At 68.9% G+C, this 13,982-nt stretch carries 14 protein-coding genes and 1 tRNA gene; 5 read left to right on the plus strand and 10 right to left on the minus strand.

Going from position 1 to position 13,982, the window contains the following annotated elements; all coding sequences use genetic code 11:
- Positions 1-134: 134 nt before the first annotated feature.
- Positions 135-2,126, plus strand: a complete 1,992-nt coding sequence (gene pknB, locus JHN45_RS18610) for a Stk1 family PASTA domain-containing Ser/Thr kinase (protein ID WP_201049788.1) — start codon at positions 135-137, stop codon at positions 2,124-2,126.
- Positions 2,127-2,198: 72 nt separating this feature from the next.
- On the opposite strand, the gene JHN45_RS18615 is transcribed toward pknB, so the two are convergent.
- From JHN45_RS18615 to JHN45_RS18640, 6 genes are read right to left on the minus strand one after another with little or no spacing between them, the layout of a single operon-like run.
- Positions 2,199-2,954 carry a class E sortase gene (locus tag JHN45_RS18615; RefSeq protein WP_200713822.1) on the minus strand — a complete coding sequence of 252 codons (756 nt, stop codon included), beginning with the start codon at positions 2,952-2,954 and terminating at the stop codon, positions 2,199-2,201.
- Positions 2,955-2,960: 6 nt separating this feature from the next.
- Entirely contained in the window at positions 2,961-4,055 is a 1,095-nt protein-coding gene (locus JHN45_RS18620) for a class E sortase (protein WP_201049789.1), read from the minus strand.
- Entirely contained in the window at positions 4,052-4,690 is a 639-nt protein-coding gene (locus JHN45_RS18625) for an aminodeoxychorismate/anthranilate synthase component II (RefSeq protein ID WP_200713824.1), read from the minus strand. The genes JHN45_RS18620 and JHN45_RS18625 overlap by 4 nt, the downstream gene beginning before the upstream one ends.
- Complete coding sequence (locus tag JHN45_RS18630) at positions 4,687-4,875, minus strand: hypothetical protein (protein ID WP_200713825.1); 189 nt, start codon at positions 4,873-4,875, stop codon at positions 4,687-4,689. Before JHN45_RS18630 ends, JHN45_RS18625 begins: the two co-directional genes overlap by 4 nt.
- 26 nt (positions 4,876-4,901) lie before the next feature.
- Positions 4,902-5,585 carry a class E sortase gene (locus JHN45_RS18635; RefSeq protein ID WP_201049790.1) on the minus strand — a complete coding sequence of 228 codons (684 nt, stop codon included), beginning with the start codon at positions 5,583-5,585 and terminating at the stop codon, positions 4,902-4,904.
- A 21-nt stretch (positions 5,586-5,606) separates the two neighbouring features.
- On the minus strand, positions 5,607-6,386 hold the full coding sequence (locus tag JHN45_RS18640) for a DUF881 domain-containing protein (protein WP_200713827.1): 780 nt from the start codon (positions 6,384-6,386) through the stop codon (positions 5,607-5,609).
- Positions 6,387-6,528: 142 nt separating this feature from the next.
- Between JHN45_RS18640 and crgA the strand changes: the two genes are divergently transcribed.
- Positions 6,529-6,783, plus strand: a complete 255-nt coding sequence (gene crgA, locus JHN45_RS18645; RefSeq protein ID WP_019073554.1) for a cell division protein CrgA — start codon at positions 6,529-6,531, stop codon at positions 6,781-6,783.
- Positions 6,784-7,030: 247 nt separating this feature from the next.
- Here the strand turns inward: crgA and JHN45_RS18650 are convergent, their stop codons facing one another.
- Both JHN45_RS18650 and JHN45_RS18655 read right to left on the minus strand, forming a co-directional pair.
- Entirely contained in the window at positions 7,031-7,942 is a 912-nt protein-coding gene (locus JHN45_RS18650) for a rhomboid family intramembrane serine protease (RefSeq protein WP_200713828.1), read from the minus strand.
- Between the two features lie 116 nt (positions 7,943-8,058).
- Positions 8,059-8,586 carry a peptidylprolyl isomerase gene (locus JHN45_RS18655; RefSeq protein WP_200713829.1) on the minus strand — a complete coding sequence of 176 codons (528 nt, stop codon included), beginning with the start codon at positions 8,584-8,586 and terminating at the stop codon, positions 8,059-8,061.
- Between the two features lie 320 nt (positions 8,587-8,906).
- Here JHN45_RS18655 and JHN45_RS18660 point away from each other — a divergent pair, with 320 nt between their 5' ends.
- Entirely contained in the window at positions 8,907-9,617 is a 711-nt protein-coding gene (locus tag JHN45_RS18660) for a DUF5324 family protein (protein ID WP_201049791.1), read from the plus strand.
- A gap of 427 nt (positions 9,618-10,044) precedes the next feature.
- Here JHN45_RS18660 and JHN45_RS18665 read toward each other — a convergent pair.
- Positions 10,045-10,117: transfer RNA gene (locus JHN45_RS18665), tRNA-Ala, on the minus strand.
- A gap of 180 nt (positions 10,118-10,297) precedes the next feature.
- Here JHN45_RS18665 and JHN45_RS18670 point away from each other — a divergent pair.
- Together JHN45_RS18670 and JHN45_RS18675 are read left to right on the plus strand one after the other, a co-directional pair.
- On the plus strand, positions 10,298-10,846 hold the full coding sequence (locus JHN45_RS18670) for a DNA-binding protein (RefSeq protein WP_019073558.1): 549 nt from the start codon (positions 10,298-10,300) through the stop codon (positions 10,844-10,846).
- Positions 10,847-10,998: 152 nt separating this feature from the next.
- Complete coding sequence (locus tag JHN45_RS18675; RefSeq protein ID WP_201049792.1) at positions 10,999-12,357, plus strand: serine/threonine-protein kinase; 1,359 nt, start codon at positions 10,999-11,001, stop codon at positions 12,355-12,357.
- 27 nt (positions 12,358-12,384) lie between these two features.
- Here the strand turns inward: JHN45_RS18675 and JHN45_RS18680 are convergent, their stop codons facing one another.
- On the minus strand, positions 12,385-13,830 hold the full coding sequence (locus tag JHN45_RS18680) for a hypothetical protein (RefSeq protein WP_201049793.1): 1,446 nt from the start codon (positions 13,828-13,830) through the stop codon (positions 12,385-12,387).
- Between the last annotated feature and the right edge of the window lie 152 nt (positions 13,831-13,982).

Consider the following 13,982-nt stretch of genomic DNA (forward strand, 5'->3'; position numbering starts at 1 on the left):
GATACCGGTCCTGTATCGGGTGACGGGCTTGGCCAGGTCACACAGAGCCAGCCGGGTACGGTAGGCCCGGACGGCTAGCCTCCGACCGCACACCCGTGCGGGTCGGGACCGACGGAGAGGGCTGGTAGGGAACTATGGAAGAGCCGCGTCGCCTCGGCGGCCGGTACGAGCTGGGCCAGGTGCTCGGCCGTGGTGGCATGGCGGAGGTCTACCTCGCCCATGACACACGCCTCGGCCGCACGGTGGCGGTGAAGACGCTGCGCGTCGACCTTGCGCGCGACCCTTCCTTCCAGGCCCGGTTCCGCCGGGAGGCCCAGTCGGCCGCCTCGCTCAACCATCCCGCGATCGTCGCGGTCTACGACACGGGCGAGGACTACGTCGACGGGGTCTCGATCCCGTACATCGTCATGGAGTACGTCGACGGTTCCACCCTCCGTGAGCTCCTCCACAGTGGCCGCAAGCTGCTGCCGGAGCGCTCCATGGAGATGACCATCGGCATCCTCCAGGCCCTGGAGTACTCGCACCGCAACGGCATCGTGCACCGCGACATCAAGCCGGCCAACGTCATGCTGACGCGCACCGGCCAGGTCAAGGTGATGGACTTCGGCATCGCCCGCGCGATGGGCGACTCCGGCATGACGATGACGCAGACGTCCGCGGTCATCGGCACCGCCCAGTACCTCTCCCCGGAGCAGGCCAAGGGCGAGCAGGTCGACGCCCGCTCGGACCTCTACTCGACGGGCTGTCTCCTCTACGAACTCCTGACCGTAAGGCCGCCGTTCGTGGGCGACTCCCCGGTCGCGGTCGCGTACCAGCACGTGCGCGAGGAGCCGCAGCCGCCGTCCGTCTTCGACCCCGAGATCACGCCCGAGATGGACGCGATCGTGCTGCGGGCCCTGGTCAAGGACCCCAACTACCGCTACCAGTCCGCCGACGAGATGCGCATCGACATCGAGGCCTGCCTCGACGGCCAGCCGGTCGCGGCGACGGCGGCGATGGGTTCGGTCGGCTACGGCGGCTACGGCGACGACCAGGCCACCACGGCCCTGCGCGCCGACGCCGGCGCCACCACGATGCTGCCCCCGATGAACCCGGACGACGGCGGCTTCGGCTACGACGACCGCCCCGACCGGCGCCGCCAGCAGAAGAAGAAGTCGAACACCTCGACGATCCTGCTGGTCGTGGCGGCCGTTCTGGTGCTGGTGGGCGCGATCCTGATCGGCAAGTGGGCGTTCAGCGGCAAGGGCGGCGCGGACAAGCCGTTCGCGGCACCCAACTTCGTCGGCCAGACCTACGACACCGCGAAGACCATGGCGGTCAACTCCGGCCTGAAGCTGGCCGAGCCCACCCGCAAGGCCTGCGACAACGCCCCGAAGGGCAGCGTCTGCTCGCAGGACCCGAAGCCGGGTGTCGACGTCAACAAGGGCGACACCGTCAACCTGGTCGTCTCGACCGGCGCCCCGAAGGTGGTCGTACCGAGCGTCCTCGGCCAGAACGTCGACGACGCCACCACGACCCTTGAGGGCGACAAGTACCAGTTCAAGGTGGAGACGAAGCAGCAGGTGTCCGCGGAGGACCCGGGCACCGTCCTGGAGCAGAACCCGAAGCTCGGCGCGGAGGTGGAGAAGGGCACCACCATCACCCTCACCGTCGCCAAGGCCCAGGCGAAGTCCACCGTCCCGGACGTCAGCGGCAAGAGCTGTGACGACGCCAAGGCGCAGATGACGCAGAACAACCTCGTCGGCAACTGCACCGAGGTCAACACCAGCGACCCGAACCTGGTCGGCAAGGTCGTCTCGACCGACCCCGCGATCGGCACACAGGTCGACAAGAACTCCACGGTCAACATCCAGATCGGCAAGTCGACGCAGGTCCAGGTCCCGGCTGTGCTCGGCCAGACGGTGAAGAACGCCAAGCAGACGCTGCAGGCACAGGGCTTCACCAACATCCAGTTCGCCGACGGCAGCGACCAGAGCGACAACGCGTTGGTGACCGGGATCGACCCGGGCGTGGGCAACACGGTCGACCCGAGCAACACGACGATCACCCTCACCACCGTGAGTGTCGGAAACGGCAACAACAACGGCGGGAACAACGGGGGCTTCTTCGGGGGCTCGAACGGCTAGCGGTACCCGCGAGACACACGCGAGAGCCCCGGCACCCTCTCAGGGTGCCGGGGCTCCGTCATGCCGGCGGTCTCAGCGCAGTTCCTTCGGCGGGGTCCGCGCGCTGTCCACCTTGTCGACGCGGACCAGTTCGCCCCACACCACATAGCGGTACCGGGACGTGTACACCGGTGTGCAGGTCGTCAGCGTGATGTAGTGGCCGGCCTTCTTCTTGCCGGACTCCACGGGGATCTGGGCGAGGGTCTTGACGTTGTACTTCGAGGTCTCGGGAAGGATGTCGTAGACCTTGTAGACGTACCACTTGTCCTTCGTCTCGAAGACGATCGGGTCGCCCTTCCTGAGCTTGTCGATGTTGTGGAACTTGGCGCCGTGGCCGTCGCGGTGGGCGGCGAGCGTGAAGTTGCCGGTCCTGCCGGTGGTGGGGAGGGCGGCTTTGACCGGGTCGGTGTAGTAGCCGGCGACGCCGTCGTTGAGGACGTCTGTCCCGGTGCCCTTCTCGACCAGCACCTCGCCGTTCTTCATGGCGGGCACGTGCAGGAAGCCGATGCCGTCCTTGGTGTCGAGCGCGCCGGGACCGGTGTCCTTGTCCTTGGACCAGTTGTTGCGGACCTTGTCGGCCTGTCTGTCGGCCGTGCGGTCGGCGACGACGTTCGTCCACCACAGGGAGTAGACGACGAACAGGCCGAGGATCAGGCCCGCCGTGATGAGGAGTTCACCGAAGAGGCTGATCAGCTTCGCGACCGGGCCGGTGCCGCGGGGGCGGTCCGGCGGCGACGCGGGCGTGTCGGTCTGCTCTTCGGTGTCGTCGGTGGTCGCTGCCACGTTCATCTGCCCCTACTCGATGAGCGCATCCGGCTTGCCCTTGCTGCGCGGCCGTTCCTCGACCATCTTGCCCCAGACGATCAACCGGTACTTGCTGGTGAACTCCGGCGTACAGGTCGTCAGCGTGATGTACCGGCCGGGTGCGGTGAAACCCGAGCCCTTGGGGATGGGGTCGATGACGCTGGTGTTGCTCGGCGACGTCACGGGCAGCGTCTTCGTCATCTTGTAGACGTAGTACGTGGTCTGGGTCTCGACGACGACCTCGTCGCCGGGCTTGAGCTGGTTGATGTACCGGAACGGTTCGCCATGGGTGTTGCGGTGCGCCGCCAGCGCGAAGTTGCCGGTCTTGGCGTCCGGCATCGCGGTCTTGAGGGCGCCCTCGCTGTAGTGCCCGACCATGCCCTTGTCGAGCACGTTCTTGTTGCTGACGCCCTGGGCGATCGGCGCGACCACGTCCAGTTTGGGGATGTGCAGGATGGCGAAACCCTGCCCGGGCTCGAACTCCCCGGGCGCGCGCTTGCCGCTCGCCCAGTCGTTCTGCAGCTGGCTCGCCTCGCTGCCGGCCTGCGCGTGCGCCCGTACGTTCGTCCACCACAGCTGGTAGGTGACGAACAGCAGCATCAGCACACCGGTGGTGATGAACACCTCGCCGATCGCGCGGCTCGCGACGACCGCGGCACCCGGCTTGTTGGCCCGCTGCCGCCGTCGCGCCTCGACCCGCGAGACGGGCGCACCGGATCCGCCGGACGCACCGACGGCACCGGATTCGAGCCCCTCGGCAGTCTCCTCAGCCGACCCGGCGCCCCCATGACGCCCGTGACGGCCCTTGGCGGCCTTTCTGCGGGCCGCACGGCCGCCCGACGGGGTTCCTGTGACGGAGGAGGCGGATGAGGCGTCAGAGGCCGGTATGGACCGGCCATGGCCTCGCCGTACCGGCGGCGGCTCCGGTATCCGCAGCGCCATGGTCTCTTCGTCGATCGGACCGTACGGCACCCCGGACGCGCCCTGGGCCGACGCGTCGTACCACTCCTCGAACGCGCCCGGCTCCCCGTACGGCTGCTCCCCGTACGAGGCCTCGGACTCGCGCTCGGGGCGCAGCGCGGTCACGCCGTGGCCCTGCCCACCACCGGGGCGAGCCCCGCCGACCTCGCCACGGCACCCTGGTCGCCGCACTCCACCAGCCAGTTGGCCAGCATCCGGTGGCCGTGCTCGGTGAGCACCGACTCCGGGTGGAACTGGACGCCCTCGACGGGCAGTTCGCGGTGGCGCAGGCCCATGATGATGCCGTCGTGCGTCCGGGCGGTGACTTCCAGCTCGGCCGGGACGGTGTCCGGCTCGGCCGCCAGGGAGTGGTAGCGGGTCGCGGTGAAGGGCGAGGGCAGTCCGGCGAAGACGCCTCCGCCCTCGTGCTCGACAAGCGAGGTCTTGCCGTGCAGCAGTTCGGGGGCGCGGTCCACGACGCCGCCGTAGGCCACCTGCATCGACTGCATGCCGAGGCAGACGCCGAAGACGGGCACCCCGGTCGAGGCGCAGTGCCGCACCATCTCGATGCAGACGCCGGCCTCCTCGGGGGTGCCGGGGCCGGGCGAGAGGAGGACGCCGTCGAAGCCGTCCTGGGCGTGCGCGGTCGACACCTCGTCGTTGCGCAGCACCTCGCACTCGGCGCCCAGCTGGTACAGGTACTGGACCAGGTTGAAGACGAAGCTGTCGTAGTTGTCGACGACGAGAATCCGTGCACTCACTGGTTGTCCACCGTCACATCGTTGAAGGGCAGCAGCGGTTCGGCCCACGGGAAGACGTACTGGAAGAGGATGTAGACCACGGCCAGGGCCAGGACGAGCGAAATCAGCGCCTTGACCCATGCGTTGCCCGGCAGATGCCGCCAGATCCAGCCGTACATGCCGTCCCTTCCGTCGCACCACGGCATCCAGACTCACGCCGTACGCCACCAGACTAACGGCGCAGCGCGGCTGGTTTCCCGGCCTCCACAGGCTGTGTGGAGTCCAGGTGTGCCCAGACGATCAGCCGGTGGCTGTGCCCCCACTCCGGATCGCACGTGGTCAGCGTGAGATAGCGGCCCGAGGCCGTGTACCCGGACTTACGTGGCACAGGATCGATCACCTCAATGTCGGTGGGCACTGTTTTGTAAGGCCCTTTGTCGATCCGATACGTGAACCAGGTCGTCCCGTCGGTCAGGACGATCGCGTCACCCTTGCGGAGCTCGGGAAAGTCCACGAAGGGGTTGCCGTAGGTCCGCCGGTGCCCGGCCACCGCGAAGTTCCCGACCTGCCCGAGCTGTGCGGTGCCGGCGTAGTGCCCCAGCCCCTTCTGGAGGGTGCTCACGTCCGTGTCTTCCAGAACCGGCTTGTTCCACGTGAAACCAAGCCGCGGGATGTACATGATCGCGAAGGGCCTGCCGTCCTTGTACGCGGCCGGTTTCGCCGGAGCGGTGGGCGTGGGCGCCGCCTTGGGGCGGGCGGTCTGCCGCGACCACTGGTTCTGCAGCTGGTGGATCTGGTCGCTCATCGTGTGGTCGGCCTTCACACCGGTCCAGAAGAGCACGTAGACCACGAACAGGACGATCAGGGTGCCCACGGTGATGCAGAGTTCGCTGACGCTCCTGACGATCACGCGCACCGGCAGCTCCCGTACGGACGCCTACTCCACTGGCTTCGCGTAGTGCAGATCCACTGTGCCCGAGTACCCCGGAAGAGTCACCGTCCCGTCGTCGGTCACTTTCCAGCCGAGCCCGTAGACGTTGACGTACACCATGTAGTTCTGGATCGCCTTGGACGCCGCCAGCGCCTGCTGCAGCTTCCCCGGGTCCCCCACGGCCGTGATCTTGTACGGCGGTGAGTAGACCCGGCCCTGGAGGATCAGGGTGTTGCCCACACAGCGCACGGCACTGGTCGCGATCAGCCGCTGGTCCATGACCTTGATGCCCTGGGCGCCGCCCTGCCACAGGGCGTTCACCACGGCCTGCAGATCCTGCTGGTGGATGACCAGGTAGTCGGGCTGCGGCTCGGGATAGCCGGGGAGCTTGGCGGTGGCGTTGGGCGGGGCGTCGTTGAGGGTGACGGTGACCGCCTTGCCCTTGAGCTGCTGCGCGCCCGCGCTCCGCTCCAGCTTCGTCAGCTTCTCGTCGTCGGCGCCCGTGCCGGTGTCGTCCTCCTTGCGGAGGGCGTCGACCTCGTCGCGCAGGACGCCGTTGGCGTCGTCGAGCCGGCCGTTCTTCTCGCTGCGGTTCTGGATGAGGTCGGACAGCTTCAGCAGGGAGGCGTCCGTGCGGATGTTGGTGCCCTTGGCGGTGTTGAAACTGGTGAAGAAGATGAGTCCCGCGAGGGCGAAGACGGCCACCGTGAGAATCCGCACGGGACGGAAACGGCGGATACCGGCAGGACTGGTACCCGTCCCGGGGGAGTCGGCAGAATTGCTCAACGTACCCTTATCTCCTTCGGCGCCGCGGAAGCACTACGCTAACGGACGCCCGGGGGAGCACTCAGTGTCCCCTTGTACGCTGCCCCGGAGCCCGCCCCAGTTCCCTGCGCGGCCACGCAGCGCATCGACAGGAGAGACCCTCGTGCCGAAGTCACGTATCCGCAAGAAGGCCGACTACACGCCGCCGCCGGCGAAGACGGCGACCGCCATCAAGTTGAACAGCCGTGCCTGGGTCGCTCCGGTCATGCTGGCCATGTTCGTCATCGGACTGGCCTGGATCGTCGTCTTCTACGTCACCGACGGCTCCATGCCCATCGACAGCCTGGACAACTGGAACATCGTGGTGGGCTTCGGCTTCATCGCCGCCGGGTTCGGCGTCTCGACCCAGTGGAAGTAGCTCTACCCACGGCTTTCCACTGAGTTATCCACAGGTCAGAGAAGTATCCACAGCGGGCCTGGGGAAAAAGAACGACGATCTGTGGATAACCCACTGGGTGTTGACGCTGGTGTGACTGACACACCGGCAACCGCAAGCCTGTTCGCCCCCTGCCTGACCTGCACAAACACGGGTCGGTGACAGGGGGCACAGCTGTTCTCCACGGTATGCACAAGATCCGCCACGCACTGTGGACAACGGTTTGATATCAGCTGAGCTGAGCCGTCCTGATCAGCGTCAACACCACGACGATCACGAGTACGACGGCACAGGTCCCGTACTGGATCAGGGCGCGGCGCTCGCGCGGGGCGTGGACCATCGCGTAGCCGGTGATGACACCGGCTACGAGGCCGCCGATGTGGGCCTGCCAGGCGATGTTGGCCCAGCCGAACGTGAAGATGAGGTTGATCACCAGCAGGGCGATGACCGGCCGCATGTCGTACCGGAGCCTGCGCATCAGGACGGCGGTCGCGCCGAAGAGCCCGAAGATGGCGCCGGAGGCACCGAGCGAAGGCTGGTTCGGGGCGGCGATCAGATAGGTGAGCGCGCTGCCCGCGAGACCCGAGACGAAGTAGAGCGCCAGATAGCGGGCGCGGCCGAGAGCCGCCTCCAGGGGACCGCCGATCCACCACAGGCTCATCATGTTGAACAGGATGTGGATCACACTGCCGTGCAGGAACATGGCGGTCAGCAGCCGGTACGGCTGGCCCTCGGCGATGCCCTCGACGGAGCCGAACTGCGGGACGTACGCCTGACCGAGGAGTTCAAGGCGCTCGGTGAAGCTGTCGCCCACCACCTGCTGGAGCAGGTAGAAGGCCACGCAGAGACCGATCAGGATCTTGGTGGCGAGCCGCGGGTCCGCCGCCACCGTGCCGCCGGCGATCGTGCGGGGCTGGGCCGCGGTCGGGGCGTGGCCCGTGCCGGAGCCGCCGCGCACGCACTCCGGGCACTGGAAGCCGACCGAGGCACTGACCATGCACTCGGGGCAGATCGGTCGCTCGCAGCGGGTGCAGCGGATGCCGGTCTCGCGGTCCGGGTGGCGATAACAACCCGGCAGGCTCTGGGCGTCCGGGGGCCGCTGTTCCTCCGGGCCCTGCGGGCTGCCTGGCGCCTGGTCCATGGGGTCCCCTCAATCCTTCGTACGCAATGCACCGCCCCGCCCATCCTTACGGATGAACGGGGCGTTTGGTTCCCGGCGGTAAGTACTCGTGCCGGCCCTGTGATCCGGGGTCTGTCCTAGCGAGTCTCGACGACGACCGACTCGATGACCACGTCCTGGAGCGGGCGGTCGGTGCGCGGGTTGGTCTGGGTGGTCGCGATGGTGTCCACGACCTTCTGGCTCGCCGGGTCGGTGACCTCGCCGAAGATGGTGTGCTTGCGGGTCAGCCAGGCCGTCGGGGAGACGGTGACGAAGAACTGCGAGCCGTTGGTGCCCGGACCGGCGTTGGCCATGGCGAGCAGATAGGGCTTGTCGAAGCGGAGGTCCGGGTGGAACTCGTCCTCGAACTGGTAGCCGGGGCCGCCGGTGCCGTTGCCCAGCGGGTCCCCGCCCTGGATCATGAAGCCGCTGATCACCCGGTGGAAGACCGTGCCGTCGTAGAGCTTGTCCTTGGACTTCTCGCCCGTCTCGGGGTTGGTCCACTCACGCTCACCCGTGGCGAGCTCGACGAAGTTCCGGACCGTCTTGGGAGCGTGGTTCGGCAGCAGCCGGACCTCGATGTCGCCAAGGTTGGTCTTCAGGGTGGCGTAAAGCTGCTCAGCCACGATCTGCCTTCCGTTGTCTTTCTGTGACCCCCAGATCCTCGCACGCCGACCGCGCCGAGTCGCCCGCCGGCCGAGGGCCTGTCCGGCGGGTCAGGTCGCAGAAATCCGGCCGAGTGACTCCGGGACAGGGGCAGGCGGCGGGGATCCGTGGCATTGTCGACGACAAGCCCCCGTTCCCCCAGTTCCCCCGTATTCATCCGCTATTACCCGTGATCGTGACCCGGATGCCCGTCCTCACATGCCCGGTAGCCGTCTGGCAGGCATGATCCGTATTTGGGTGGACAGACGAAGAAACGTACGCCACCGAGGAGGAGGAACCCGTGACCCGCATCGACAGCGTGCGCTCCGCGACCGGCTCGGCGAAGGACAGCGTGCTGCACGCCGCGGAAGTGGTGGCGCCCTACGCCGACACGGCCAAGGACAAGGCCGCGTACTACGCCCACGAGGCTCGTGTACGACTCGCGCCCAAGGTGTCCCTGGCCGCCGACCAGGCCCGTGTGCAGTACGACGCCCATCTCGCGCCACGTCTGGAACTGGCCCGCACGCATGTGCCGCCGAAGGTCGACCAGGCAGCCCAGGAGGCCGCCGTCCGCACCCGCAGGGCCGCCCAGCAGGCCGCCGAGTACTCCCGGCCGCGGATCGAGCAGGCGGTCGCCGCCGCCGGTCCGGTCAGGGACGAAGCCGCCGCGCGCGGTGCGGCGGCGCTCGCCGCGCTGCGTGGCCAGGTCTCGCCCCAGGAGATCCAGAAGCTGGTCCGCAAGCACGAGCGGCGGGCGAGGGCCGGCCGGCTCGCGAAGGGGCTGGCGGTGCTGGGCATCCTGGCGGGCGGTGCTTTCGCCGCCTGGAAGTGGTGGGACAAGCAGGCCAACCCCGACTGGCTGGTCGAGCCCCCCGCCGCGACCGAGGTGCCCGAGACGGGCCGTCTCTCCTCGGTGGACGGCAGCGGTCAGTCCGTGCTCGACCCCGAGGTCCAGGCGAAGCAGGCCGAGGACGAGGCCGCGGATGCCGCGGACCGCGACGAGCACCGCTGACGTCCTGACATCAGACGCACCGTCAACATCGAGGTGGGGCAGGAGACTTGAGGGCCTCCTGCCCCACCTCGATGTTTCACGTGGAACAGTCGCGCGGACGGAGGAACCCCCTTGATTTACGCAAGCTGCCCGCGATGACGTTTGCAACGCCCCAGGTGAACAAGTACCGCAGGGACTCCCTTAACGGACCGCACACCCCTGATTACACGACCGTATTCAGCCAGCTCACACACGTCCCGCACATGGGGACACACGTTCCCCACACTGCGCCGACCACCACCCCGGCGACCCGGTGGACCTCACCCGGTACCGATATTTGCGCAAACAACTGCAACGGCGAGCCGCCGTTTATGTGACGCACGTCACCTCGCGGGCACAAACAAGCACCGGCCGGACGCCACTGAGGGCGACCGGCCGGTGCGGGATGTGGAGCCTAGGGGAGTCGAACCCCTGACATCTGCCATGCAAAGACAGCGCTCTACCAACTGAGCTAAGGCCCCGCTAGGGAAGCGTCCGACCGGCACAACCGGGCACCGGCGGGCTTCGGGGACCAGCGTACCGGGTCACCCCCGGTATCTCGCAAAAACTTGGGGCTCCCGGTGGACGACCACTCTCCGTAAGATGCTCGTCGTGGTTCGCTAGAGCGAACCGCGGTTTTGGGGAAGCGATGGGGAGACGCAATGGACGCCGCACAGCAGGAAGCCACCGCCAGAGCGCGGGAGCTGCAGCGGAATTGGTACGGGGAGCCTTTGGGGGCGCTCTTCCGTAAGCTCATCGACGATCTTGGCCTCAACCAGGCTCGTCTCGCGGGGGTGTTGGGACTGTCCGCGCCGATGTTGTCCCAGCTGATGAGCGGTCAGCGGGCGAAGATCGGCAATCCCGCGGTGGTGCAGCGGGTGCAGTTGCTGCAGGACCTGGCGGGGCAGGTCGCGGACGGCAGCGTGAGCGCGGCCGAGGCGACCGAGCGTATGGACGAGATCAAGAAGTCCCAGGGGGGCTCGGTGCTCAGCAACACCACGACCACGACGAGCAGTTCGGGAGCGCCCACGGTCAAACGGGTGGTCCGCGAGATCCAGTCACTGCTGCGTTCGGTGGCCGCCGCGGGCGACATCATCGACGCGGCGGACACCCTCGCCCCGAGCCACCCCGAACTGGCAGAGTTCCTCCGGGTGTACGGCGCCGGCCGTACCTCCGACGCGGTCGCGCACTACCAGTCCCACCAGAGCTGAGCACCACGGCCCGGCCGTCGATCGGGGGTTCGACAGCCGGGCGCAGGGCAACTGCCGCGAGGGGGACACAACGGGGGCGCATGGGGGAGTCGTATCGCTCGTCTCGGGGGAAGCAACGGAGGTAGCCGCAGGGGGAGGAGCGACGGACAGCCATGGGTGAGGTCTTCGCCGGCCGGTACGAACTGGTCGACCCGATAGGGCGCGGAGGTGTCGGCGCGGTCTGGCGCGCCTGGGACCACCGCCGGCGCCGCTATGTCGCGGCCAAGGTCCTGCAGCAGAGCGACGCGCACTCGCTGCTGCGCTTCGTACGCGAACAGGCGCTGCGGATCGACCACCCCCATGTGCTCGCACCGGCCAGCTGGGCCGCCGACGACGACAAGGTCCTGTTCACCATGGACCTGGTGGCCGGCGGTTCGCTGGTCCATCTCATCGGGGACTACGGCCCGCTGCCCCCCGCGTTCGTCTGCACACTGCTCGACCAGCTCCTCTCCGGCCTCGCCGCGGTGCACGCGGAAGGTGTCGTGCACCGGGACATCAAGCCCGCCAACCTGCTCCTCGAAGCCACCGGCACGGCCCGTCCACGCCTGCGCCTGTCCGACTTCGGCATCGCGATGCGGCTGGGCGAAGCGCGCCTGACGGAGACCAACCTCGTGGTGGGCACGCCGGGTTACCTCGCGCCCGAGCAGATGATGGGCGCGGAACCCGACTTCCCCGCCGACCTGTTCGCCGTAGGACTGGTGGCGTTGTATCTGCTGGAGGGGGCCAAGCCGGACTCCAAGGCGCTCATCCAGTACTTCGCCGAGCACGGGACCCCGGGGGCGCCCAAGAGCGTTCCCGAGCCGCTGTGGCAGGTCGTGGCGATGCTGCTGCAGCCCGATCCAGGGGCTCGCTTCCGGACGGCCACGGGGGCGCGCAAGGCGCTCGCGGCGGCCGTGGAACTCCTGCCGGAGCCCGGTCCCGACGACGAGTTGATCGAGATCTTCGACCAAGTGGGGCCGCTGCCAACGGGGTTCGCGCCCGAGGGACCGCTGACGCGGGCTTCCGGGGTGGACACGGGGTCGACGCCGTCGCGTGTGACGGGACCTGAGACCGGTGCGCGTACAGGCACAAGCACAGGCACAGGTGTGGCTGCGGGCGGCGCGGACTCCGGGCTCCTCGACCCTCGGCAGGACAGCGTCCCCCAGCCGTCCACGTCGACACCTACACCCACCCCCACACCGACGCCGATGTCGATGTCGGACACCGGCAGCTTCCATCTGCCTCCCCCGCAGACTCCGCAGATCCCCCATGCGCCCCATGTCCTGCCCTCCCCCCAGCCGCGCGCCGAACCCTCTACTGCTTCATACACCGCCCAGGTCCCATTGGTTCCGCCTACCGCGCCGCCGTTTCCGCAGCACCATGCCAAGCGCGCCCGGCGGCGGCCCGGGCCGCCCGCGAAGGTGGCGATACCGGTCCTACTGCTGGCCCTGGCCTGCTACGCCGTGGGGTTCTGGGCGCTGGCCCGCGTCTGACCGGCCGGTGTCAGGAGGCCGCGGCCGCTACACCGCGGCACGGCGCCGGGCGGCGACCGTCCAGGCGCCGAGCGTCGCCAACAGCACGCTGCCCGCGCCGATCCCGGCCACCGCGAGCACCTTCATCGCGGTGTCGCCTCCCCCGCCACTCCCTGTCACGGCCGCCGCGCGGTCCTGCGCGGTGACGTCGAAGGCGTTCCGGGGTTCGGACCGCCCCGCGTACCCGGGCCCCTCGTGCGCCGTACCGGCGACCCGCACGCGCAGCGTCACCGGGAACGGCCCCTGGCCGAAGTCGTCGGCCACCTGCGCGGCCAGGTGCACGACGAGGTAGTACGACCCGGCGAAGCGCATCCCGTTCTCGTGGTCGACGACGAAGTAGCGGTTGCGGTACTCGACGGGCGGCAGGGCTTCGAGGGCGGCCGATCTCTGTCCGCCCTGATAGCTGACGCCCGCCTCGTCGACGGAGGCCCGCACGGGGTTGTAGAGCTCCAGGTCGAGCGCGCGGCTCACATAGCCGCTGCCCGCGTCCGAGGCCTCCAGGTCTGCGGTGACGGACAGCTGCTGGCCCCAGTCGACCGGCACCTTGTAGAAGAGGGTCCCACCGGGCGCGACATCACCTCGCCACACGCCCTGTCCGACGGCGACCGCCCCGGCGAACCCCGAACCGCCCGCACGGCTCCTGACCTCCCCCGTGACGGGCTCCGGCGACGCGGAGTTCCAGTCCTGGGGCGCGTCGGAGGTACCAGCCTGGGTGAGCGGCGGTTCCGACACCACGGTGAGTTCCAGCCCCCAGGCGTCCGCCGAGGAACCCGACGCGTCGACGCGTTCGACGACCACGTAGTACTGGCCGCCCCCCTTGCACAGCGCGTTGCCCGTCTCCCGCGCGGCCCAGGCGGCCACCGGGTGCGGGCTCCTGCCGGCCCCGAAGGTGGCGCTCCGGTGGGTGCAGGCGGTTCCGGCGCCGTTCTGGAGCGACACCCTGATGCCGTCGGTGGCAGCGACCGTGGTGCCGGCCGGGGGCACGGCGGTGACGGAGGCGTAGACGTCGGACACGGCGTCGAGAGTGAGGCCGTAGTAGAGGGTGGCGCCCTTCGGAAGGGAACTCCGGTACGTCCCCCCGGTTTTCAGGCCTACGGCGTCCGCCGCACCGGTCGCGCCGTTGACGGCCCGGTCTCCCTTGTCGTACCCGTAGGAGCCCGGCGCCCCGGCCGCGGCGGCGGGCTGCCCCACCAGGGCGACGGCCGCGCACAGCACGGCGACGACGACACCGGCACGTCGTACGGCACTGGCGCGCGGCGCGCCCCCGACGGGTCGTACGGCCGCCCCGACGCGCCGTACGGCTGCCCTGGCAAGGGGCGTACGGCCGTCCTGTGCTCGCGTCCACGTGCGCGTCCGCGTCCGCGTCCGCCACCACGCCGTACGCCGCCGCCCCATCACGCGCCACCCCTCGTCGTTGCTCCGGACGTGGCCCATCCTGCCCCGCACGCGCGCGTGGCATCCCGGCAATGCGTGCGAGCGTCCGAAACGCCCGGGTCGTGGCGGCCGTAACCGGGTTGGCGTGACGGCGCAACACAAAGCCCCGACCGCCAGGCGGTCGGGGCGTGCTCAGAACTGGATCTCGGTAC

The organism is Streptomyces sp. MBT53 (genome assembly GCF_016654115.1).
Taxonomy (GTDB): Bacteria; Actinomycetota; Actinomycetes; order Streptomycetales; family Streptomycetaceae; genus Streptomyces.

Coding starts and splice junctions, on each gene's coding strand:
- pknB (WP_201049788.1), top strand. CDS start 135: ATGGAAGAGCCGCGTCGCCTCGGCGGCCGGTACGAGCTGGGCCAGGTG.
- JHN45_RS18615 (WP_200713822.1), bottom strand. CDS start 2,954: ATGAACGTGGCAGCGACCACCGACGACACCGAAGAGCAGACCGACACG.
- JHN45_RS18630 (WP_200713825.1), bottom strand. CDS start 4,875: ATGCCGTGGTGCGACGGAAGGGACGGCATGTACGGCTGGATCTGGCGG.
- JHN45_RS18650 (WP_200713828.1), bottom strand. CDS start 7,942: ATGGACCAGGCGCCAGGCAGCCCGCAGGGCCCGGAGGAACAGCGGCCC.
- JHN45_RS18670 (WP_019073558.1), top strand. CDS start 10,298: ATGGACGCCGCACAGCAGGAAGCCACCGCCAGAGCGCGGGAGCTGCAG.
- JHN45_RS18675 (WP_201049792.1), top strand. CDS start 10,999: ATGGGTGAGGTCTTCGCCGGCCGGTACGAACTGGTCGACCCGATAGGG.
- JHN45_RS18680 (WP_201049793.1), bottom strand. CDS start 13,830: ATGGGCCACGTCCGGAGCAACGACGAGGGGTGGCGCGTGATGGGGCGG.